The organism is Streptomyces caeruleatus, assembly GCF_001514235.1.
GTDB lineage: Bacteria > Actinomycetota > Actinomycetes > Streptomycetales > Streptomycetaceae > Streptomyces > Streptomyces caeruleatus.
On record NZ_KQ948940.1, the window covers coordinates 114,505 to 135,017 of the forward strand.

The 20,513-nt window shown below is 72.0% G+C and carries 19 protein-coding genes; 15 read left to right on the plus strand and 4 right to left on the minus strand.

The genetic code is table 11. The features are described 5' to 3' along the window. Window positions 1–351: 351 nt before the first annotated feature. From AQJ67_RS37615 to AQJ67_RS37625, 3 genes are all read right to left on the minus strand, one after another. Window positions 352–1,092 carry a hypothetical protein gene (locus AQJ67_RS37615; RefSeq protein WP_062723976.1) on the minus strand — a complete coding sequence of 247 codons (741 nt, stop codon included), beginning with the start codon at window positions 1,090–1,092 and terminating at the stop codon, window positions 352–354. Beyond that, window positions 1,092–1,487, minus strand: a complete 396-nt coding sequence (locus tag AQJ67_RS37620; RefSeq protein WP_062723977.1) for a hypothetical protein — start codon at window positions 1,485–1,487, stop codon at window positions 1,092–1,094. Before AQJ67_RS37620 ends, AQJ67_RS37615 begins: the two co-directional genes overlap by 1 nt. A 380-nt stretch (window positions 1,488–1,867) precedes the next feature. Beyond that, window positions 1,868–3,061 carry a pyridoxal phosphate-dependent aminotransferase gene (locus AQJ67_RS37625; RefSeq protein WP_062723978.1) on the minus strand — a complete coding sequence of 398 codons (1,194 nt, stop codon included), beginning with the start codon at window positions 3,059–3,061 and terminating at the stop codon, window positions 1,868–1,870. 280 nt (window positions 3,062–3,341) lie between these two features. Here AQJ67_RS37625 and AQJ67_RS48750 point away from each other — a divergent pair, with 280 nt between their 5' ends. From AQJ67_RS48750 to kynU, 11 genes are all read left to right on the plus strand, one after another. Further along, window positions 3,342–3,482, plus strand: coding sequence for a hypothetical protein (locus AQJ67_RS48750; protein WP_208615114.1), 141 nt, complete (start codon window positions 3,342–3,344; stop codon window positions 3,480–3,482). A gap of 332 nt (window positions 3,483–3,814) precedes the next feature. Continuing rightward, complete coding sequence (locus AQJ67_RS37630; RefSeq protein ID WP_062723979.1) at window positions 3,815–4,363, plus strand: DUF2617 family protein; 549 nt, start codon at window positions 3,815–3,817, stop codon at window positions 4,361–4,363. A gap of 75 nt (window positions 4,364–4,438) precedes the next feature. Further along, window positions 4,439–6,226 (plus strand): polyamine aminopropyltransferase, encoded by a 1,788-nt coding sequence (locus AQJ67_RS37635; protein WP_079056430.1) that lies wholly within the window; start codon window positions 4,439–4,441, stop codon window positions 6,224–6,226. A gap of 54 nt (window positions 6,227–6,280) precedes the next feature. Beyond that, window positions 6,281–7,135 (plus strand): SRPBCC domain-containing protein, encoded by an 855-nt coding sequence (locus AQJ67_RS37640; RefSeq protein ID WP_062723980.1) that lies wholly within the window; start codon window positions 6,281–6,283, stop codon window positions 7,133–7,135. 252 nt (window positions 7,136–7,387) lie between these two features. Then, the gene (locus tag AQJ67_RS37645; RefSeq protein WP_062723981.1) at window positions 7,388–8,185 is read left to right on the plus strand and encodes an aldose epimerase family protein; all 798 of its coding nucleotides are present in this window, start codon (window positions 7,388–7,390) and stop codon (window positions 8,183–8,185) included. Window positions 8,186–8,195: 10 nt separating this feature from the next. Next, window positions 8,196–8,744 (plus strand): orotate phosphoribosyltransferase, encoded by a 549-nt coding sequence (gene pyrE / locus AQJ67_RS37650; protein WP_062723982.1) that lies wholly within the window; start codon window positions 8,196–8,198, stop codon window positions 8,742–8,744. Between the two features lie 192 nt (window positions 8,745–8,936). Then, on the plus strand, window positions 8,937–9,959 hold the full coding sequence (gene fbaA, locus AQJ67_RS37655; protein WP_062723983.1) for a class II fructose-bisphosphate aldolase: 1,023 nt from the start codon (window positions 8,937–8,939) through the stop codon (window positions 9,957–9,959). A gap of 106 nt (window positions 9,960–10,065) precedes the next feature. Then, window positions 10,066–11,556 carry an MFS transporter gene (locus AQJ67_RS37660; RefSeq protein WP_062723984.1) on the plus strand — a complete coding sequence of 497 codons (1,491 nt, stop codon included), beginning with the start codon at window positions 10,066–10,068 and terminating at the stop codon, window positions 11,554–11,556. A 299-nt stretch (window positions 11,557–11,855) separates the two neighbouring features. Then, entirely contained in the window at window positions 11,856–12,269 is a 414-nt protein-coding gene (locus AQJ67_RS37665) for a DUF3151 domain-containing protein (RefSeq protein ID WP_048585710.1), read from the plus strand. A gap of 155 nt (window positions 12,270–12,424) precedes the next feature. Then, a complete protein-coding gene (locus AQJ67_RS37670) occupies window positions 12,425–13,252 on the plus strand; it encodes a tryptophan 2,3-dioxygenase family protein (protein ID WP_062723985.1) in 828 nt (275 codons plus the stop codon). A 52-nt stretch (window positions 13,253–13,304) separates the two neighbouring features. Further along, window positions 13,305–14,519, plus strand: coding sequence for a kynureninase (gene kynU, locus AQJ67_RS37675; protein ID WP_062724057.1), 1,215 nt, complete (start codon window positions 13,305–13,307; stop codon window positions 14,517–14,519). 22 nt (window positions 14,520–14,541) lie between these two features. Here kynU and AQJ67_RS37680 read toward each other — a convergent pair whose 3' ends face one another. Then, a complete protein-coding gene (locus AQJ67_RS37680) occupies window positions 14,542–15,144 on the minus strand; it encodes a TetR/AcrR family transcriptional regulator (RefSeq protein ID WP_062723986.1) in 603 nt (200 codons plus the stop codon). 210 nt (window positions 15,145–15,354) lie between these two features. Here AQJ67_RS37680 and AQJ67_RS37685 point away from each other — a divergent pair, with 210 nt between their 5' ends. From AQJ67_RS37685 to AQJ67_RS37700, 4 genes are all read left to right on the plus strand, one after another. Further along, window positions 15,355–16,431, plus strand: a complete 1,077-nt coding sequence (locus tag AQJ67_RS37685) for an alpha/beta hydrolase (RefSeq protein WP_062723987.1) — start codon at window positions 15,355–15,357, stop codon at window positions 16,429–16,431. 566 nt (window positions 16,432–16,997) lie between these two features. Beyond that, window positions 16,998–17,909: an alpha/beta hydrolase gene (locus AQJ67_RS37690; protein ID WP_425264209.1), complete on the plus strand. Its 912-nt coding sequence runs from the start codon at window positions 16,998–17,000 to the stop codon at window positions 17,907–17,909. Window positions 17,910–17,979: 70 nt separating this feature from the next. After that, window positions 17,980–19,164 (plus strand): acyltransferase family protein, encoded by a 1,185-nt coding sequence (locus AQJ67_RS37695; RefSeq protein ID WP_425264213.1) that lies wholly within the window; start codon window positions 17,980–17,982, stop codon window positions 19,162–19,164. After that, window positions 19,157–20,503 carry a sensor histidine kinase gene (locus AQJ67_RS37700; protein WP_062723989.1) on the plus strand — a complete coding sequence of 449 codons (1,347 nt, stop codon included), beginning with the start codon at window positions 19,157–19,159 and terminating at the stop codon, window positions 20,501–20,503. Before AQJ67_RS37695 ends, AQJ67_RS37700 begins: the two co-directional genes overlap by 8 nt. The last annotated feature ends 10 nt before the right edge of the window (window positions 20,504–20,513 follow it).

Consider the following 20,513-nt stretch of genomic DNA (forward strand, 5'->3'; position numbering starts at 1 on the left):
GCGGCCCCTCGGCTGGACCGTGCCCGACGCCGGGGCGCCGGGCGAAACCCCGGATCCCCAGGACGCCGCAAGCCATCGGCGGAGGGTTATCCGGGACAGGTGCACGCCGCCACCCTGAATCGTCTGGGTGAGTAACAGATCCATCTTCGCACGTACGGCTTTTTTCCTCTGCCTGTTACGGAACGGACAGCGAGGCAGAACTTGCTGCAGCAGTAGGCGTTGCCGGAATCGGGTCCGCTCCATACGAGCCCGAGGGCGCGACCGTTTCCGGCGGCTGTGGCTCCAGGGCGCAAACGCGGACCAAGAGGCGGCATAAGGATGCAACGCATAGCGAAGAGCCCGGTCGCCTCTTCATGTGACGAGGCGACCGGGTGCGGTGCCGCAAAGTGTCGGGAGGCGGACCTGTATTAGCGCGCTATCAGGAAGACGACGATCGCTGTCATTCCTACTGCGACCCCCCAGAAGAAAGCTTTTCACGGTTGCCTCGCGATCGATGATGATCTTCGGCGGAGGTGGAGTCACCACGCGCTCGATCCGCTCGGCCGCACTGTTTAGGGCGCTCGTGATTGTGTCTATGCGGCTGAATGGGCCGGTGCCGCTTTCCAGACGTTCCAACGTACCTGCTGACCCATTCAGGGATTCCTTGGTTCTCTCGAACCTGTAGGCGACCTTGTGGAGGTCGTCAATACTTAGTCCTTGAGTGGCCTTGCTGAGAATTTCCGTAGCCCTCAATATTTGGTCCGCGACGGTGGGGTTGATGCTTTTTCCCGCGAACATGAGAGAGCGGGCGACGTCCTCATTGATGTTACGGCCCGCCTCCCGGAGTGCACTGGCGACGTCCTCATTGATATTTCGGGCCGCCCTCGCGAGAGCGTTTACGGTATCCGGTGATATCACGCCGTCTCGGAGGGCCTGGTCGAGCAGCTTGGCCAGCGACGGGGCCTGTACGGTCATCTTCGCCAACAGGGCCTTGGTCTTCGGGTCGACCATCTCGTTATGGACGTCGCCGTAGTTGTCTCGGCCGATGAAGGTCCCCGAGCCGTGATTGTGCTGCTCGTGGGCTCCTTCCCCCTCGGGGCGGGTGGTCGCCATTAGGACTCCTGACGGGTGGGGTTGATGTCGCCGTGGTTGTCTCGGCCGATGAAGGTCCCGGACCCGTAGTTGTTCTGCGACCCGATGTTGACCGTGTTCGTGCCGGGTGGCATGGCGGAGGCCAGAGCCTCGATGTCTGCCTCAGCGTCCGGGTAGGCCGCTGTCAGGAAGGCAGTCCATCGAGCGGTGACCTCCGCCTCGCTGATCCTGCCTTGCGCCAGCGCGTCCGCGTCTTCGTGAAGCGCGCGCAACGCGTCGTCCTGCTGCTGCACGGTCCCGCGCTGGAAGATCGCAGAGAGCCGGGTACGTAAGGCATCGATCCGCCCTTGGGCCATGTAAGCGATGATGTTGCTGGCAGCGCCGGTGATCACGGCTATGGCCGCTGCGTCGAGCATGCGTAAGTCCCTTCCCTGGGCAAGGTGTTGTGCACCCTGGTGTGCGCATCCGTAACGGGTTGATGCTTCCCTGCGGGAGGGGCAAGTTTGCAGTGATGTCCGTCAACGTCCGGGATTCCGTGTGGATTGGCGTGGAGTCTCCTTCGGGCTGCGCCTCACTCGTGCGAGGCCCGGCAGCCGGCGTGTGACCGGTGCTCCTGTCTTGCACGCGAAGGCCCCGGAGGGCGGCAATCCGTGCGCGGCGCCCTGTGCCGGGACTGTTTCCGGGGCCTCCGGGCGTTCAAGGACTCCCCGGAGCGCCTGGGCGCCGCCTTGAGCTATCTGGCTACGGACAACCGTTCGCAGTTCACAGGAGAGCAACAGTGTGACGCGTTCGAAGCTCAGCCTTTCCGCAGCTGAAGTAGTCGATCTGTTGCTGCCTGCAACACATCTGTCCGCTTGCAGAAGGCGAACCGCACGAAGGGCGCTCCGGCCTCGCGGTGGTCGTAGAAGACGGCGTTCGGGATGGCGACCACGCCCGCGCGCTCGGGCAGCGCCCGGCAGAAGGCGAAGCCGTCGGACTCGCCGAGGGGCCGGATGTCGGTGGTGATGAAGTACGTGCCCGCCGGACGGAACACCTCGAACCCCGCCTCCGCGAGCCCGGCCGCCAGCACGTCCCGCTTGGCCCGCATGTCCGCGCGGAGCGTCTCGAAGTACGTGTCCGGCAGCGCGAGCGCCTCGGCGACGGCGTACTGGAACGGGCCCGACGAGACATACGTCAGGAACTGCTTGGCGGAACGGACGGCGGTCACGAGTTCCCGGCTGCCGGTAGCCCAGCCGACCTTCCAGCCGGTGAACGAGAACGTCTTGCCCGCCGACCCGATCGTCACCGTCCGCTCCCGCATCCCCGGGAAGCCGGCCAGCGGCAGATGCTCGGCGTCGTCGAAGACGAGGTGCTCGTACACCTCGTCGGTCACGACCAGCAGATCCCGCTCGACGGCCAGCTCGGCGACGGCGGCCAGCTCCGCACGGGTGAGGACCGTGCCGGTCGGGTTGTGCGGGGTGTTGATCAGCAGCAGCCGGGTGCGGTCGGTGACGGCGTCACGCAGCTCGTCGAGGTCCAGCCGGAAACTGCCCTCGTGCGGACGCAGCGTGACCGGCACGCGCGTGCCGCCCGCCATGGCGATGCAGGCCGCGTAGGAGTCGTAGTACGGCTCCAGGGCGATGACCTCGTCGCCCGGCTCCAGCAGCGCCAGCAGGGTCGCCGCGATGGCCTCGGTGGCACCCGCGGTGACCAGGACCTCGGTGTCGACGTCGTACGACAGCCCGTAGCGCCGCTCCTGGTGCGCCGAGATCGCGGCACGCAGCGCGGGAACGCCCGGCCCCGGCGGGTACTGGTTGCCGCGCCCGTCCCGCAGGGCCCGCACGGCCGCCTCACGGACCTCCTCGGGCCCGTCGGTGTCGGGGAAGCCCTGCCCCAGGTTGATGGACCCGGTGCTCAGGGCCAGCGCGGACATCTCGGCGAAGATCGTCGTCCCGAACTCGGCGAGACGGCGGTTGAGCAGGGGGCGGGAGGTGGAGGTCATGCCGGTCATCCTGCGCCCAAGCTCTGGAGTTCCTCAACTCTGCTTTGGCCCGTGAGACGGCCGGGCATCTGACTGCCACGCACCGAGCGGGAGGCGCCCACGGGGGGACGCCTCGGGCCGCTTCGGGGGAACGGAAGGAGGCTGACGCCATGGCCACAGTCATCGTGGGGGCGCTGGTCGCGTTGGTGTTCGTAGGGATCGTCGTGTCCATCGCACGCGCCGCCGGAGGTCAGACCCACCGCACGTACAGCCGCCGGAGCGGCTCGCGGCGCAGCGGAAGCGACAGCTGGTGGACCAGCGGGGGAAGCAGCAGCGGATCGTCCTGTGGGAGCAGCTCGTCCTGTGGGAGCAGCTCGTCCTGCGGAGGCGGGTCGTCCTGCGGGGGCGGAGGCGGATGCGGTGGCGGAGGCAGCTGACACGGGGCAGCTGAGCTCCCCGAGCAGGGGGAACCGCATCCGGACGGAGCGGGGCCGGTACCTGGGACCGGCCCCGCTCTGTGCGCCCGGCGCACGCCGGAGTTGAACAGTTGAGCTGATAAGCCCTCTGAGGGATGGAAAGCCTACGAACTTGGGTAAAAACGCTGTGGCGGCACCACAGTTCATGATTCAGTGAAATTCCCCGACGCAGCCCCTCGGAGTCCCGCGGACACCCCTTCTGACCGGCCGACCGGGCTGACCGGGCCGTCCCACCCGGTGTCGGCCGGGAGCGCCGCCGGAGCCCGACACCTTCCTCCCTTTCTTTGCGTGCTTGCGGAGCCGACCCATGCTCACGACCCTGAACACCGCCTATACCGACACGCGCGCGGCCGACCTCGCCTGGGCCCTGGGGCGGGAACCGCTGCCCTCGCTGGCCACACTCGACCTCGAACTGACCGGCACGAAACTCCAGTTGCGACTGCTCGGCGCGTCCCACCAGGTGCTCCTGGAGGAGGAGCGCGGCATCTGTTCGGAGACGGTGGCCTGTATGCCCGGCAGCAGCACGCCCCTGCCGCTCGGGGTGGCCAAGCGGGCGGGCGACTGGGAGTACGAGTTCGCGGCCCGCGTGGAGATGCTGTCACCCGGTCAGTTCGCGGGCCGCGCACAGGAGTTGCTGGCCCTCGTCGCCGACCACCCGCACGGCCTCGCCGGGGTCTTCCCCGGCAGCCCCCACGCCTTCACCGCGATGCTCGCCCAGCACCACGAGGGACAGGTGCACTGGCGGACCTGGCACGCCTACCCGCAGGACGGGCAGCTGGTGGCCACACGGACCAGGGTGGGAGTACGGGCGGTCGCGGCCACGCCACGGCGCAGGGCGGGATCTCCGCGGTCCTGAGGCAAACGTTCCCCGCGTCAACACCACACGTGTGGGTGACCCAGCGTGCCCCAGGCGTAACGTACCGTCGGCAACGTGATCGAACCGCACGCGCCCGCCCCGCCCGGTGCCCCGCCACCCTGGGCCGGCCCCGCGCGGCTCCCGGTCCGGCCGGGCACGGGACGGTTCCTGGTCCTCGCGGGCGTCTTCGTCTGCGCCGCCTGCGGACTCGTCTACGAACTCGAACTCGTCGCCCTCGCCGCGTACTTGATCGGCGACTCGGTCACCCAGGCCTCCGTCGTGCTGTCCGTCATGGTCTTCGCGATGGGCATCGGCTCCCTCGTCGCCAAGCGGCTGCGCCCCTACGCGGCGGCGGGCTTCGGCGCCATCGAGGCCGTCCTCGCCCTGGTCGGCGGCTGCAGCGCGCTCGCCCTGTACGCCGTCTTCGCCTGGACCGGCGACTGGGGCGGCCTGTGGGCCAGCGGCCCCCGCTGTCTCCTCGTCGCCTTCTCCCTCACCATCGGCCTGCTGATCGGCGCCGAGATCCCGCTGCTGATGGAGCTGATCCAGCGCATCCGGCGGCAGGACGCGGGCGGCGCGGTGGCCGACCTGTTCGCCGCGGACTACGTCGGCGCCCTCGTCGGCGGCCTCGCCTTCCCCTTCCTGCTCCTGCCCCTGCTCGGCCAGTTGACCGCGGCCCTGATCACCGGCGCCGTCAACGCGGTCGCCGGGGGCGCGCTCGTCCTCGGCCTGTTCCGGCGCGACCTCACCCGCCGCGCCCGCTGGCTCCTGGTGATCGCCAACGTCACCGTCCTCGGCGTCCTCGCCTCCGCCGCCGTCCTCGTCGACGACTTCGAACGAGCCGCCCGGCACGCCGTGTACGGCCGGGACGTACGCGTGGCACTGCAGACCGGCCTCCAGGAGGTCGTCATCACCGGCGGCACCCACGGCCGCCCCCTCGACCTCTTCCTCGACGGCCGGCTACGGGTCAGCGGCCGCGACGAACGCCGCTACCACGAGGCGCTGGTCCACCCCGCGATGAGCGGCGAGCACACCCGTGTGCTGATCCTCGGCGGAGGCGACGGACTGGCGCTGCGCGAGGTCCTGCGCCACCCCGGGGTGCACCGCGTCGACGTCGTCGAGGTCGACCCGGAGGTGGTGCGCCTCGCCCGCCGGGACCCTCCCCTGTCCGCCCTCAACGGCCATGCCTACGACGACGAACGCGTCCACGTCATGACCGGCGACGCCTTCCAGTGGCTGCGCGCCGCACCACGGGCGACGTACGACGTCGTCCTCTCCGATCTGCCCGACCCCGGCATCACGGCCAGCACCAAGCTGTACTCGCAGGAGTTCTACGGCCTCGCCCGCCGCGCCCTGACCCCGGCCGGCCGCCTCGCCGTGCACGCCGGACCCGTCTCCTCCCGGCCCCGTGCCTTCTGGACCGTCGACACGACGCTGCGTGCCGCGGGGCTGCGCACCGCCCGGTACAGCGTCAGAGGCACCGGCACCGGCACCGGCACCGGCACGGGCGGGGGCGGCTACGGCTTCACGGCGGGGCCCGACCGTTCGGCGGGGCCGACGCGGGCGCCACAGGACTGGGGGTTCATCCTGGCGGGCCGGGGGGAGCGGCCGGCGCTGCGGCTCGGCGCGGGGGAAGGGGCGCCGCGGTTGGGGACGTTGACGCGGGCGGGGCTGGTGGCGGGGGCACGGGCCGCGGAGCGGACGCGGGTCTGGGGGCTGGCGGCGTCGACCCTGGTGCATCCGCGGTACTCGGGCCAGCGGCCAGCGGCCAGCGGCCAGCGGCCAGCGGCCAGCGGACAGCGGGGCAGCGGAGTGGGCGGTCGGGGGCCGGGAGCATACGCCCGCGGGGACGGTGCCCGGTGAGAATCCCCGGATGTTCGGGTGCGCTTCTCGCCATGCTGGGTAGGCTCGGGCCTCATGGAGCATGAGGTGTTCGTTCCGGTTGCGGCCGAGCGGCTCAGGGAGGTGCTGGCCGATCCCGCGCGGGTCGCCCGGGCCGTCCCCGGGCTCCAGCAGGACGCCGGAGCCGAGCCCGTCGCCGGGCGGCTGAAGGTGCGGGTCGGCGGTCACACCATCACCTATCGGGGTGCCGCTCGGGTGTCCGCGCGCGAGGACGGGTCGTACGCCGTCGAGGGCGACGCGACCGAGGCGCGCGGTACCGGGTCGGTGAAGCTCGCGCTCACGGTGTGGGTGCGGGACGCCGAGGAGGGCTCGGGGGCCACGGTGCGGTTCGAGGGGTCGGCCTCCGCGGACGGGCGGGTTGCGGAGTTCTCGGCCGACGCGGTGTCGGCGGCTGTGGGGCGGCTGCTGAACCGGTTCGGGGAGCAGTTGGGGGTGGTGGCGGATCAGGGGCGTGACGTCGAGGACGGGAGTCCTGCCGACGGGACTGCCGGGGAGGCTGCCGACGGGACTGCCGGGGAGGCTGCCGACGGGACTGCTGACGGGACTGCCGACGAGGGCTTGGCGCCGGGGGAGTTCGAGACCCGTGTCACCAGTGACTTCGAGACGACGCCGGATGCGGATGACGCTGCGGCGCCCGGGGACGCCGGTGACGGTGAGCCTCCCGTGGCCGAGGCGGCTCATGCCCGGCGGACGATGATCGGGCGGAGTGCGGAGGAAGTGGACCATGCGCCTCCGCGGGGGCGGTATGCGCCGGTTCCCGCGCCGCAGACGGTTGTGCCGGGGTCGGCGTTGCGGTGGGCTGCGCCGGCGGCCGCGGTGGTGTTGGCCTCGGCGATCGTGGTGAGTCGGGTGATGCGGCGCCGGCGGTGAGTTCTCCTCGCCCCCGCCGCCCCTACCCGTCCCGTCCCTGGGGGCTGCGCCCCCAGACCCCCGCTGTCGGCCCTGCGGGCCTCGTCCTCAAACGCCGGACGGGCTGAGAATGCCTGGGGCGAAGCCCCAGGAGGGGCGCGGGGAACTGCGCGACCAGCCCCCGCCGGGCCGCACCCGAAGGAGGACCCGGGGTCGAAGGGGCGGAGCCCCTGGGGATGGGACGGGCGTTGATCGTCCCAGTAGGGTCGTCCCGTGAGTAACGAACACATCACGCTGACCGCGGGTGACGCGGAGGTGGACGTGCTGCCGGGGAACGGTGGGCGGGTCGGGGGCCTGCGGGTCGCGGGGCGGGAGTTGTTGCGGCAGGGGGAGCGGTTCGGGTGTTTTCCGATGGTTCCCTGGTGCGGGCGGATTCGGGACGGGCGCTTCCTGGACGGGGCCGTGGTGCGGCAGATGCCGTTGAACGCCCCGCCGCACGCCATCCACGGCACGGCGCGGGACGGTGCCTGGAAGGTCGCCCGGGTCACCGGTGACGAGGCCGTCATCACGTACGACCTGGTCGAGCCGTGGCCCTACACCGGCCGGGTCACGCAGGTCGTGCGGCTCGCGGCGGACAGTCTCAGCCTGACCATGGCCGTCGAGACGTACGAGACGTCCTTCCCGGCGCAGATCGGCTGGCACCCCTGGTTCAACCGGAATCTCGGCGGGGAGGGGGCGCAGGACGTCCGGGTCGACTTCACGCCCGGGTGGCAGGAGGAGCGGGGCGAGGACCATCTGCCCACAGGGGAGCGGATCGAGCCGCTTCCCGGGCCCTGGGACGACTGCTTCGGGATGCCGGACGGGGTCGACGTCACGCTCACCTGGCCGGGGCAGCTGGAGCTGAAGGTGAGCAGCCGGGAGGAGTGGGTGGTCGTGTACGACGAGCAGGAGGCCGCCGTGTGCGTCGAGCCGCAGACCGGGCCGCCCAACGGCCTGAACAGCCTGCCTCGCCTGGTCACGCCCCTGGAACCGCTGGAGGCCACGACCGTCTGGAGCTGGCGGCGCCTCTAAGCTGGGCGGCATGACTGACGTACGTGGCGAGCTGTTGCAGCAGATCAAGGACAAGGCCGTGGTGCACGGCAAGGTGACCCTGTCGTCGGGGCTCGAAGCCGACTACTACGTCGATCTTCGGCGGATCACCCTCGACGGTGAGGCGGCCCCGCTCGTCGGGCAGGTGCTGCTCGATCTGACGGCCGAGCTGGAGTTCGACGCGGTGGGCGGGCTCACCATGGGCGCCGACCCCGTCGCCGCCGCGATGCTGCACGCCGCCGCCGCGCGCGGGAAGCGGCTGGACGCCTTCGTGGTGCGCAAGGCCGCCAAGGCGCACGGGCTGCAGCGCCGGGTCGAGGGGCCGGACATCGCGGGCCGGCGCGTGCTCGTCGTCGAGGACACCTCCACCACCGGGGGTTCGCCGCTCACCGCCGTCGAGGCCGTGCGCGAGGCGGGCGCCGAGGTCGTCGGCGTCGCGACGATCGTCGACCGGGCCACCGGCGCCGCCGAGAAGATCCAGGAGGGCGCGGGGGTGCCGTACCTCTTCGCCTACGCCAAGGACGAGCTCGGGCTGGACTGATCGGCGGTCCCGAAAAAGGCCGCCGTCTCGGCACGTGACAGACGCTCGGACCATCCCGGTTCGTCTGGAAAGATGGGGCCGACGACGACGTCGCAACCCCCCCAAGGTCTAGGTCAGGGCCGTAAGAAGAACGCCGTACGCAGTTACGTACGCAGTCAGTACGTCAACCCGCACACTCCAAGGAGCGGACAGATGCCCATCGCAACCCCCGAGGTCTACAACGAGATGCTCGACCGGGCGAAGGCAGGCAAGTTCGCCTACCCGGCCATCAACGTGACCTCCTCCCAGACCCTGCACGCGGCCCTGCGCGGCTTCGCGGAGGCGGAGAGCGACGGCATCATCCAGATCTCCACGGGTGGTGCGGAGTTCCTCGGCGGCCAGCACAGCAAGGACATGGTCACCGGCGCCGTCGCCCTGGCCGAGTTCGCGCACATCGTCGCCAAGAAGTACGACATCACCGTCGCCCTGCACACGGACCACTGCCCGAAGGACAAGCTCGACGGGTACGTACGCCCGCTGCTCGCCGTGTCCGAGGAGCGTGTCGCGCGCGGTGAGAACCCGCTGTTCCAGTCGCACATGTGGGACGGCTCGGCCGAGACCCTCGCCGACAACCTCTCCATCGCGCAGGAGCTCCTGGAGCGCGCCCGCGCCGCGAAGATCATCCTTGAGGTCGAGATCACCCCGACCGGTGGCGAGGAGGACGGCGTCTCGCACGAGATCAACGACTCCCTCTACACGACCGTCGACGACGCCTTCCGTACGGTCGAGGCCCTCGGCCTCGGCGAGAAGGGCCGCTACCTGCTCGCCGCCTCCTTCGGCAACGTGCACGGCGTGTACAAGCCGGGCAACGTCGTGCTCCGCCCCGAGCTGCTGAAGGAGCTGAACGACGGCGTCGCCGCCAAGTACGGCAAGGCGTCCCCGTTCGACTTCGTCTTCCACGGCGGCTCCGGCTCCTCCGCCGAGGAGATCGCGACCGCGCTGGAGAACGGCGTCGTCAAGATGAACATCGACACCGACACCCAGTACGCCTTCACGCGTCCGGTGGCGGCCCACATGTTCCAGAACTACGACGGTGTCCTGAAGGTCGACGGCGAGGTCGGCAACAAGAAGACCTACGACCCGCGGACCTGGGGCAAGCTCGCCGAGGCCAGCATGGCCGCGCGCGTGACGGAGGCCTGCGGCCACCTGCGGTCCACGGGTACGAAGATCAAGTAGTTCTCCGGGTCCCTCCCGGGTCCCTCCCGGGACCTGTCGGGACCTGTCGGGGACTTCCGAGCCCGGCGCCTGCCCACGGCGCCGGGCTCGTTGTATACCTGGGGTCATGCCCGACGTCCGGCTGGCCTCACCGCAGGGCAAATGGATCCTGCTCACCACCGTCCTCGGCTCCAGCATGGCGATGCTGGACTCGACCGTCGTCAACGTCGCCCTCCCGCGTATCGGTGAGGACCTGGACGCCGACCTCGCGGCGCTCCAGTGGACGGTCAACGCGTACATGCTCACGCTGGCCGGGCTGATCCTGCTCGGCGGTTCGCTGGGGGACCGCTACGGGCGGCGTCGGATCTTCGTGGTGGGCGTGGTGTGGTTCGCCGTGGCCTCACTGCTGTGCGGGATCGCCCCGAACGCCGGGGTCCTCATCGCGGCCAGGGCGCTGCAGGGGGTCGGCGGGGCGCTCCTCACGCCGGGCTCGCTGGCGCTGATCCAGGCGTCCTTCCACCCCGACGACAGGGGGCGGGCCGTCGGCCTGTGGTCGGGGTTCGGAGGCATCGGCGCCGCGGTGGGCCCGTTCCTGGGCGGCTGGCTGGTGGACGGGCCGGGGTGGCGCTGGGTGTTCCTGCTCAACGTGCCGGTGGCGCTGGTGTGCGTGCCGATCGCGCTGCGGCACGTTCCGGAGTCGGGGGACGGCCGGGCGCACGCCGCCCGCTTCGACGTACTGGGCGCGGTCCTCGGCGCGCTGTCCCTCGCCCTGGTGACGTACGCGCTGATCGAGGCCCGGTCGGGCTCGCTGGTCGTGGCCCTCACCGCGGTGGGGGGCGTGGCGGCCGGGGTGGCCTTCGTGTACGTCGAGCGCCGTCGTCCCGATCCGATGATGCCGCTGGACATCTTCAGATCCCGCCAGTTCACGGCGGTCAACCTCGTCACTCTCTGCGTCTACGCGGCCTTCGGCGGCTTCTTCTTCCTCGCCGCCCTCCAGCTCCAGGTCGTCGTCGGCTACTCCGCGCTCGGCGCCGGTACGGCCCTGCTGCCGACGACCGCCCTGATGCTGCTGTTCTCGGCCCGCTCGGGTGCCCTCGCCGACCGGATCGGGCCCCGGATCCCGCTGACGGCGGGGCCGCTGCTGTGCGCGGCCGGGATGCTGCTGATGCTGCGGGTCGGTCCTGACGCCTCGTACCTCCTCGACGTCCTTCCTGCCCTGCTCGTCCTCGGGCTCGGCATGGTCACCCTGGTGGCGCCTCTGACAGCCACCGTCCTGGCCTCCGTCGACACCGCCCGGGCGGGGCTGGCCAGCGGTGTCAACAACGCGGCGGCGCGGGCCGCGGGGCTGGTCGCGGTGGCCGCGCTGCCGTTGCTCGCCGGGATGGGGGAGGAGGCGTATCGCTCGCCGGCCGCCTTCGACGACTCGTTCGGGCAGGCGATGGTGTGGTGTGCGGGGACCCTCGTGGTCGGTGCCGTGGTCGCCTTCGCGACGGTACGTCCCCTTCCGCCGGACTGCCGCAAGCCGGAATGCCTCCACCACGGGTCGGTCACGGCGCCGCCGTTGGAGGGGGTGCGGAGCAGGGGCCGGTTGACGGTCGAGGGCGACGCGCCCGCCTGACCACTCTCCTCGCCCCCGCCGCCCCTACCCGTCCCATCCCCAGGGGCTCCGCCCCTTCGACCCCGGGTCGTTCTTCGGGTGCGGGCCGGCGGGGGCTGGTCGCGCCCACGCGGCGGAGCCGCAAATCGACACAGCCCCGCGCCCCTACAGGCCCTTCAGCCCGTCCGGCGTTTGAGGACGAGGACCGGAGGGCCGACAGCGGGGGTCTGGGGGCGGAGCCCCCAGGGATGGGACGGGTAGGGGCGGCGGGGGCGAGGGACTGTGCGCGGGGCCGGGGGCTATGGCCCACACTTGAACCCATGGCCATTCACGAAAACCTCCTCGGGGGCCCGCCCCCGACCCACCTCCCCGACGACCCGGAGCCGCGCGAGCTCCTCGCCGGCGGCACGGCCCCCGCGGACGTCGCCGCGAAGTACCCCACCTCCTCCCTGGCCTGGGCCCAACTGGCCGACGAGGCGTTCGAGCGCGGCAGCGTCGTGGAGTCGTACGCATACGCCCGCACGGGCTACCACCGCGGCCTGGACTCCCTGCGCCGCAGCGGCTGGAAGGGCCACGGCCCGGTCCCCTGGGAGCACGAGCCGAACCGCGGCTTCCTGCGCGCCCTGCACGCCCTCGCCCGCGCCGCCGGATCCATCGGCGAGCAAGAGGAGTACGAGCGCTGCACACAGTTCCTGAAGGACTCCTCGCCGACGGCGGCCCAGACCCTGGGCTAGGCCTGCCGTCACCGGCCCCACGTGAGGCCCGCCGCGTGACCAGGGCGGGCCTTGCGATGCGGGGGGAGATACCTGAGGATGCCGGGTGGGGACCGGGGCCCCTTTGTCGATAACGGCAGGGCGGACCGCTACCCGGAGTTACACAGGAGACAGCGATGTCCCACCCTCAGGAGATCGAGACTCCCAATCTCGACTTCGCCGGCACGACGCCGTACGAGGACTACGTCAAGGCGGACGTGCTCACCCACCTCCAGCACACCCTCTCCGACGACCCCGGAGAGATGGTCTTCCTGGTCACGACCCAGGTGATGGAGCTGTGGTTCACGGTCATCGTCCACGAATGGGAGACCGCGGCCCGGGCGCTGCGCGAGGACCGGCCGGGCGTGGCGATCGACGCCCTGAAGCGTTCCGTACGGGAACTGGACGCCCTGAACGCCTCCTGGAAGCCCCTCGGCCAGCTCACACCGGCCCAGTTCAACGCGTACCGCAGCGCCCTCGGCGAGGGCTCCGGCTTCCAGTCCGCGATGTACCGCCGGATGGAGTTCCTGCTCGCCGAGAAGTCCGCGTCCATGCTGGTCCCGCACCGCGGCGCCCCGCGCGTCCACGCGGAGCTGGAGAAGGCCCTGCACGAGCCGAGCCTCTACGACGAGGTGCTGCGCTTCCTCGCCCGGCGCGGCTGCCCGGTCCCGCGGAGCGTGCTGACCCGCGACGTGTCCCAGCGGTACGAGCCGTCGGACGCGGTGGAGGCCGTGTGGACCGACATCTACTCCGGCGACCAGAACTCCGAACTCACCCGCCTCGGCGAGGCGCTGACCGACGTCGCCGAACTGGTCTGGCGCTGGCGCAACGACCACCTCGTCGCCACCCGGCGCGCGATGGGCGCCAAGTCCGGCACGGGCGGCTCGGCCGGGGTGGCCTGGCTGGAGAAGCGCGCGCGGAAGAACGTCTTCCCGGAGCTGTGGACGGCGAGGTCCCATGTCTGAGCAGGCTGAACTCGCCATGAAGGCCGAGCTCGCCATGAAGGCTGAACTCGCCATGAAGGCCGAGCTCGCCATGAAGGCCGAGAAGCTGGACGCGGACGACGAACTCGCGGGCAAGCGAGCCGAGTTCGTGCTCGACGAGGTCGTCTACCTCGACGGCAATTCGCTGGGCGCCCTCCCGGCGAACGTGCCGGGACGGGTCGAGGACGTCGTGCTGCGGCAGTGGGGCCGGCTGCGGATCCGGTCCTGGGACGAGAGCGGCTGGTGGACCGCGCCCGAGCGGATCGGCGACCGGATCGCTCCGCTGGTGGGGGCGGCCGCCGGACAGGTCGTCGTCGGTGACTCCACAAGTGTCAATGTTTTCAAGGCGGTTGTGGCGGCCATCCGGATGGCCGAATCCGCGGAGCCCGCCGGTTCCGGCCGGGACGAGATCCTCGTCGACGCGACCACCTTCCCCACGGACGGGTACATTGCCGAGTCGGCCGCGCGGATGACCGGCCGTACCCTGCGCCCCGTGACACCCGCCGAGGTGCCGGCCGCGCTGAGCGAGCGTACGGCCGCCGTCCTGCTCAACCACGTCGACTACCGCACCGGCCGGCTGCACGACCTGCCCTCCCTCACGGCCGCCGTGCACGCGGCGGGGGCGTACGCCGTCTGGGACCTCTGCCACAGCGCGGGCGCGCTGCCGGTCGGCCTGGACGAGCACGGGGTCGACCTGGCGGTCGGCTGCACGTACAAGTACCTGAACGGCGGGCCGGGTTCACCGGCGTACCTGTACGTACGCCGGGACCTCCAGGACCGCTTCGACTCGCCGCTGCCCGGCTGGAACTCCCACGCCGACCCCTTCGGCATGCGCGGCGACTTCACCCCGGCGGACGGCGCGCCGCGCGGTCGCGTGGGCACGCCGGACATCCTCTCCATGCTGGCCCTGGAGGCCGCCCTGGAGGTCTGGGACGGCGTGTCGATCGAGGCGGTGCGGGCCAAGTCGCTCGCGCTGACGGACTTCTTCCTGGAGTGCGTCGCGGCGTACGTCCCCGAGGGGCGCGTGGAGTCGGTGACTCCGGTGGCCCACGGGGAGCGCGGCAGCCAGGTGGCGCTGCGCTGCGAGGGCGCCGGGGACGTGATGAAGGCGCTGGTCGAGCATGGTGTGGTGGGCGACTTCCGCCGCCCTGACGTGCTGCGTTTCGGGTTCACGCCGCTGTACGTCGGGTTCGCGGACGTGGAGCGGGCGGCGCGCGTGCTGGGGCAGGTGCTCGCCCGGTCGGCGTAACGCCAGGCCGGCAGGCGCCGCGCTAACCGACGTACACCCCCGCCGCGGCAGCCGCATACGCCGCCCGCGCGGCGCGCTCCGCGGCGGGGGCGTCGGGGACCACCCCGGTCGTCAGCAACTGGTAGTAGAGGGGGGCCGACACCGCCCGTACGACCTCCTCGGCGTCCGTCCCGACGGGCAACTCGCCGCGCGCGACGCCCTGCCCGACGCAGGGCGCCCACTCCGCCACCCGCACCTCGTAGAACCGGCGGAGCGCGTGCGCCGTACGTTCGTCGCAGGTCGCCGCGGCGATGACGGCGCGGAACAGGGCGCCCTGACGGGGATCGGCCAACGTCCGTTGCACCAGCGCGGCGTTGGCCCGCAGGTCCCCGAGGACGGACCCGGTCTCCTCGCGCGGCAGGGACTGTTCGGCCATGTCGGCGAGCAGGTCGGCCACCAGTCCGGTGACCGAGCCCCAGCGCCGGTACACGGTCGTCTTGCCCACCTCGGCGCGGCGGGCGACGTCGGCGAGGTCGAGGCCGTCGAAACCCTGTTCCACCAGGATGTCCCCGGCCGTCCGCAGCACGGCCGCACGGACACGCGCGGTGCGCCCTCCGGGACGTACGGTGCCGGGTTCGGCGGACATATCGGCCTCCTTGGTGCGGGGATCGGCTGCGGTGCGTGCCGCGATGACAGCGTAACGAAACAGCAGAACCGTTTACCCCTCACCCAGCGTGACATCCGCGTGTCCACGCACGTCACCCGCCTGATACCGTCCCCGCCAACGGCCGAATTCCCACCTGGTCCGCCACCCCCGCTTCCGTCCAAAACCGTTTCGTCGCTGAGAGGTTGGAGCATGCCGGACGACGTCGCAGCAGCCCGGGCCGCCGCCGAAGAGGAGTCCGTCTTCTCGCACCCGCCCGTCGACCCCGACGCCATCGCCACCTACGGTGACCACCCCGACCAGGTGATCGACTTCTACGCCCCGCGCGGCGAGGCCACTCCCGGCGAACCGGCCCCGCTGGTCGTCGTCCTGCACGGCGGCGCGTGGCGGGCGCCCTACGACCGGCGGCATGTCACGCCGTTCGCGGACTTCCTCGCGCGGCGGGGGTTCGCGGTGGCCAGCGTGGAGTACCGGCGGGGGGCGGAGGCCGGGGACGGCGAGGGCGGGGGTGCGGGTGGTGCTGGTGGTGCCAGTCGTGCTGGTGGTGCGGATAGTGCTGGTGGTGCTGGTGGTGCTGGTGGTGCTGGTGGTGCCGGTGGTGCTGGTGGTGCTGGTGGTGCTGGTGGTGCTGGTGGTGCCAGTGGTGCTGGTGGTGTGCATAGTGCGGGTGGTGTCGGTGGTGCCGGTGGTGCCGGTGGTGGGCCGGTCGCCGGGCGCTGGCCGGACACCTTCGACGACATCGCCGCCGCGCTGGACGCGCTGCCGGCGCTCGTACGGGAGACGCTCCCGCAGGCCGACCCGCGCCGCACCGTCCTCACCGGGCACTCCGCCGGCGGCCACCTGGCCCTCTGGGCCGCGGCCCGCCATGTCCTGCCCGCCGACTCCTCCTGGCGCACCGACCGCCCCGCGCCACTGCGCGGCGTGGTCGCCCTGGCCCCGATCGCCGACTTCACGGTCGCCGACAAGCTGGACGTGTGCGGGGGTGCCGCGCGGCAACTCCTGGGAGGCGGCGTGGAGTTCGCCGAACGCCGGCCCTACGCAGACCCCGCGCTCCTGCTCCCGACCGGCATCGCGACGACCCTTGTCCAGGGCCGCACGGACAATGTCGTCCCGCAGGCGGTCGCCGAGTCCTACGCGGACGCGGCGGCGAAGGCGGGCGAGGTGGTCGGACTGACGCTGCTGGAGGAGGTCGGCCACTTCCCGCTGATCGATCCGGCGGCGGACGCGTGCGCGGTGGTGGTGGAGGAGATCGCGCAGTTGGCGTGGTGAGACGGCGGGTATCGCAGCGCGAGTCCTCCCGGAAGGGGCAGGCCCCTTCATACCCGTAATACCTGAGAGCTACGTCGCAGGTGAGCTCCCTGGCGTGACGCGGGTGACCCAGGCCGATCCGTAACTTCCCATCCAGACAAGCCCGATGGCCGGGCGGACTGGAAGGGAAGTCGACCATGGGGCGCACTGCGGAAGCGGCCGAGGCGAACGCGTCGGAGAAGGTGCGTGCGTCGGGCGGGGCGGGTGAGCTGGGCGGGCGGAGTTCGTCGGGCGGTTCGGGCGGGTCCGCCGGGTCCGCCGGGTCCGCCGGTTCGGCCGGGTCCGATGGGTCCGCCGGGTCCGCCGGTTCTGCCGGGTCCGCCGGTTCGGCCGGGTCCGATGGGTACGCAGGGTCCGCCGGTTCTGCCGGGTCCGATGGGTACGCAGGGTCCGCCGGTTCAGCCGGGTCCGCCGGTTCAGCCGGGTCCGATGGGTCGGCCGGGTCCGATGGGCCGGACCGGCCGAAGAAGGGGCACCGCGCCCACAGACTGCGACGGGCCTTCCTCGCCACCCTGATCACCGGTGCCGTGGTCGTCCCGCTGTCCGGTGCCACGCGCCCCGAGATACCGGCTCCGGCCCCGGCCGCTGTCGCCACCCCGGTGACGGCGGCGACGCTGGACGAGACGTACGCCGCGAATCGGGTGAACGCCGCCGAGGCGTCTCGTATGGCCGCGGCCCACGGTGACCGTGAACGCGCCACCGCGGACCGTGCGATGGCCGACCCGGCCCGTCACTTCCTCTCCTTCGACGGCCGCGGCGCCGGCCTGGCGACGGAGGTCTTCGGCGACCTGGCGCGGGCCGACCGTGTCGCGGTGCTGGTTCCGGGCTCCGACACCTCCATCGACACGTACGACCGTTTCCGCGACGCCGCCCGCGCCCTGCACGAGCGGCTCACCCGACAGGCCCCGCAAGGCACGCGCACCGCGGTGGTGGCCTGGCTCGGCTACCAGACACCGGCCACGGTCAGCACCACGGTCACGACGCCGGCCCGGGCCGAGGAAGCGGCCCCGAAGCTCCGGGAGTTCGTACGGCAGCTGCGTGCCGTCACGGCCGGCCAGGGGGCGCGCATCTCCCTCCTGTGCCACTCCTACGGCTCGGTGGTCTGCGGACGCGCCGCCTCCCACGTCGCCGTGGACGACATCGCCCTGGTCGGCAGCCCCGGCACCGGCGCCGACACCGCCGCGGCCCTGCACACCCCGGCCCGCGTCTGGGCGGCCCGCGGCAGCGACGACTGGGTGGCGGAGGTGCCGCACGTCCGGCTCGACCTGCTCGGCACGACGGTCGGTTTCGGCACCGACCCGGTCTCCCCGTCCTTCGGCGCCCGGGTCTTCGCGGCGGGCGCGGGCGGTCACAGCGACTACTTCAGGCCGGGTTCGACCTCGCTGGCGAACCTGACTCGCATCGTCCTCGGCGAGACTCCGGAGGCATCCCATGGCTGAGTCCACAGCGTCCCTGTCGTCCCTGTCGTCCCCGTCGCCCCCGTCGTCCCCGTCGTCCCTGTGGACGGGCGTGCGGCAGGGCGCCGCGCGTGTCGACGCAGCCACCCCCGCCGGACGGGACCGGGCCGTCGACGCCCTGCGGGCCTTCGCCATCCTCGGCGTGGTCCTTGGCCACTGGCTGGTCACGGCCCTGGTGGCGGGCGGTGACGGAACCGGCCTGCACACCGCGAGCCCGCTGCGGCACATGCCCTGGCTGGCCCCGATCTCCTGGGTCTTCCAGACGCTCGCCGTGTTCTTCCTGGTCGGCGGCCATGTCGCGACCCGCGGCTACTCCTCGGCCCGGGCGCGCGGGACAACGTACGGACAGTGGCTGAGGTCCCGGCTGTCCCGCCTGTTCAAACCGGTGGCGGCCGTCCTCATCCTGTGGACAGCGGCGTCGGCTCTGCTGTTCGTGTCCGGCACGGACGTCGACACGATCCACACCCTGGCCGAACTGGCCCTGTCCCCCCTGTGGTTCCTGCTGGTCTTCGCGGCGCTGACGGCGGCGACGCCTCTCCTGCTGCGGCTCAACCCTCTGTGGCCCCTGGCCGTCGTCCTCCATGTGGACCTCCTCCGCTTCGGACTGGGCGCCCCCGCCTGGCTCGGCTGGGTGAACGTGGCGGCCGGCTGGCTCGTGCCGTACACCCTGGGCGCGGCCTGGACCCGCGGTGAGCTGGAGCGCCGTCGCGCGGGCTGGATCCTGCTGACAGGCGGCGCGGCGGCGACGGCCGCGCTGGTCGCCTGGGCGGGCTATCCGGCGTCGATGGTCGGCGTCCCCGGCGCGGGCATCTCCAACCTCAACCCGCCGACGCTGGCCGCCGTGGCCTTCGGCCTGGCCCAGTGCGGCCTGGCCCTGCTGCTGCGCGAACCCCTGCGCCGTGCGATGAGCCGTCCACTTGCCTGGGCGGCGGTGGCCCTGCTCAACCTCTCCGCGATGACGATCTTCCTCTGGCACCAGACGGCCCTGATGGCCACCACGGCCACGCTCCTGCCGACGGGTCACCTGCCCGGCCTGCACACCGCCCCCGAGAACCTGGGCTGGGTGGCGGCCCGGCTGGCCTGGCTGCCGCTGTTCACCCTGGCCCTGGCCCTGTGCTGGACGGCGTTCCGCGGCTACGAACAGGGTCCTCGCCGTTCGACCGGCCGCCGGTCCAGGATCGTCCGGTCCCGCCCGACCGCTCGCGCGAGTGACGTGAAGGAACACCACCATGCCTAGGGTTGGACACGTGACGGAGACGGGGACCCGGCGCTCGTTCGCGAGCCGAGTGCGGCGCTGGCTGCGCGTACTGCGCGACGACCTGTGGACCCTCAGGGCGGATCCGCTGCCCCGCTTCGAGCGGTTGCGGTGGCTGCCGCACGCCGTGCTGTGCCTGGCCGCGCTCGGCATCACCATCGGCGACACGGCACAGCTCCAGGACAACGGGCGGCTGGTCTTCGGGCTGGCCTTCCCGATCGCGGTCGCGCAGGGCGGCGCGGTGGTGCTCGCCCTGCGGCGGCCCATCCCGGCCTGGTGGCTGTCGCTGGCGGCCACCCTGCTCGGGGCCCTCGCGGTGCGGCAGCGGCTGCTGGCGGGGGACGCGCACGATTTCACCTGGCCGTGGACGGCGGGCGGGCTCATCGCGCACCTCGTCGTGCTGCTGCTGCTCGCCCTGCGCGTGCCCGCGCGGGTGGCGGCCGAGGCACTCGCCCTGTCCCTGCTGGTCACCTATGTCCTGCAGAACATCGTGGGTGCGCCGGAACAGCAGGGCACCGCGGTGCTCGCCATCCTGCTGTTCGCGGTCGCTGCGGCGCTCGGCATGGCGCTGCGCGGTCGCCGGGAAGCCAAGGCCGAACTCGGCCGGCAGACCACGATCACCGCCGAGGAGCGGGCCCGGCGCACCCTGCTGGAGGAGCGTGCCAACATCGCCCGCGAACTGCACGACGTGGTCGCCCACCACATGTCGGTGATCTCCATCCAGGCCCAGGTGGCCCCGCATCTGGTGGAGAACCCCTCCGAGGAGCTGAAGGAGAACCTCGCGGGCATCCGGCAGAACGCCCTGGACGCGCTCACCGAACTGCGCCATGTGCTGGGCGTCCTGCGCTCCGAGAACCGCGAGGACCCCTACGGCCTCGGCGAACCCGGCACCGGAACCGCCCCCGACGCCCCCCAGCCCATGCTGGACCGGCTCGACGCCCTCATCGACAACACCCGTGCCGCCGGACTGGACGTCGTCACCGACGTCAGCGGCGAGGCGCCCCCCTACCCCACGGGGGTGGAGCTGTCCGCGTACCGGATCGTCCAGGAGGCGCTCAGCAACGCGCTGCGGCACGCGCCGGGATCGGAGGTACGCGTCGAGATCTCCCACGACTTCCACGGGCTGCGTCTGGGCGTCGTCAACTCCCCTCCGCAATGGACCGTGCCACCCTCCCCCGGTGCGGGACACGGCCTGCTGGGCATGCGCGAGCGAGCGACGATGCTGGGTGGCCACCTCACCGCGGCCCCCACGGAGCAGGGCGGTTTCGCCATCTCGGCCTTCCTCCCGCGGGGCGACACCCCGCCGACCGTCCACCCCTGACAGGAGAACC

What these genes read in the sequence shown, in the direction of transcription:
- AQJ67_RS37615 (WP_062723976.1), bottom strand. Translation starts at nt 1,092, where the DNA reads ATGGCGACCACCCGCCCCGAGGGGGAAGGAGCCCACGAGCAGCACAAT.
- AQJ67_RS37620 (WP_062723977.1), bottom strand. Translation starts at nt 1,487, where the DNA reads ATGCTCGACGCAGCGGCCATAGCCGTGATCACCGGCGCTGCCAGCAAC.
- AQJ67_RS37625 (WP_062723978.1), bottom strand. Translation starts at nt 3,061, where the DNA reads ATGACCGGCATGACCTCCACCTCCCGCCCCCTGCTCAACCGCCGTCTC.
- AQJ67_RS37630 (WP_062723979.1), top strand. Translation starts at nt 3,815, where the DNA reads ATGCTCACGACCCTGAACACCGCCTATACCGACACGCGCGCGGCCGAC.
- AQJ67_RS37640 (WP_062723980.1), top strand. Translation starts at nt 6,281, where the DNA reads ATGGAGCATGAGGTGTTCGTTCCGGTTGCGGCCGAGCGGCTCAGGGAG.
- pyrE (WP_062723982.1), top strand. Translation starts at nt 8,196, where the DNA reads ATGACTGACGTACGTGGCGAGCTGTTGCAGCAGATCAAGGACAAGGCC.
- fbaA (WP_062723983.1), top strand. Translation starts at nt 8,937, where the DNA reads ATGCCCATCGCAACCCCCGAGGTCTACAACGAGATGCTCGACCGGGCG.
- AQJ67_RS37660 (WP_062723984.1), top strand. Translation starts at nt 10,066, where the DNA reads ATGCCCGACGTCCGGCTGGCCTCACCGCAGGGCAAATGGATCCTGCTC.
- AQJ67_RS37665 (WP_048585710.1), top strand. Translation starts at nt 11,856, where the DNA reads ATGGCCATTCACGAAAACCTCCTCGGGGGCCCGCCCCCGACCCACCTC.
- AQJ67_RS37670 (WP_062723985.1), top strand. Translation starts at nt 12,425, where the DNA reads ATGTCCCACCCTCAGGAGATCGAGACTCCCAATCTCGACTTCGCCGGC.
- kynU (WP_062724057.1), top strand. Translation starts at nt 13,305, where the DNA reads ATGAAGGCCGAGCTCGCCATGAAGGCCGAGAAGCTGGACGCGGACGAC.
- AQJ67_RS37680 (WP_062723986.1), bottom strand. Translation starts at nt 15,144, where the DNA reads ATGTCCGCCGAACCCGGCACCGTACGTCCCGGAGGGCGCACCGCGCGT.
- AQJ67_RS37685 (WP_062723987.1), top strand. Translation starts at nt 15,355, where the DNA reads ATGCCGGACGACGTCGCAGCAGCCCGGGCCGCCGCCGAAGAGGAGTCC.
- AQJ67_RS37700 (WP_062723989.1), top strand. Translation starts at nt 19,157, where the DNA reads ATGCCTAGGGTTGGACACGTGACGGAGACGGGGACCCGGCGCTCGTTC.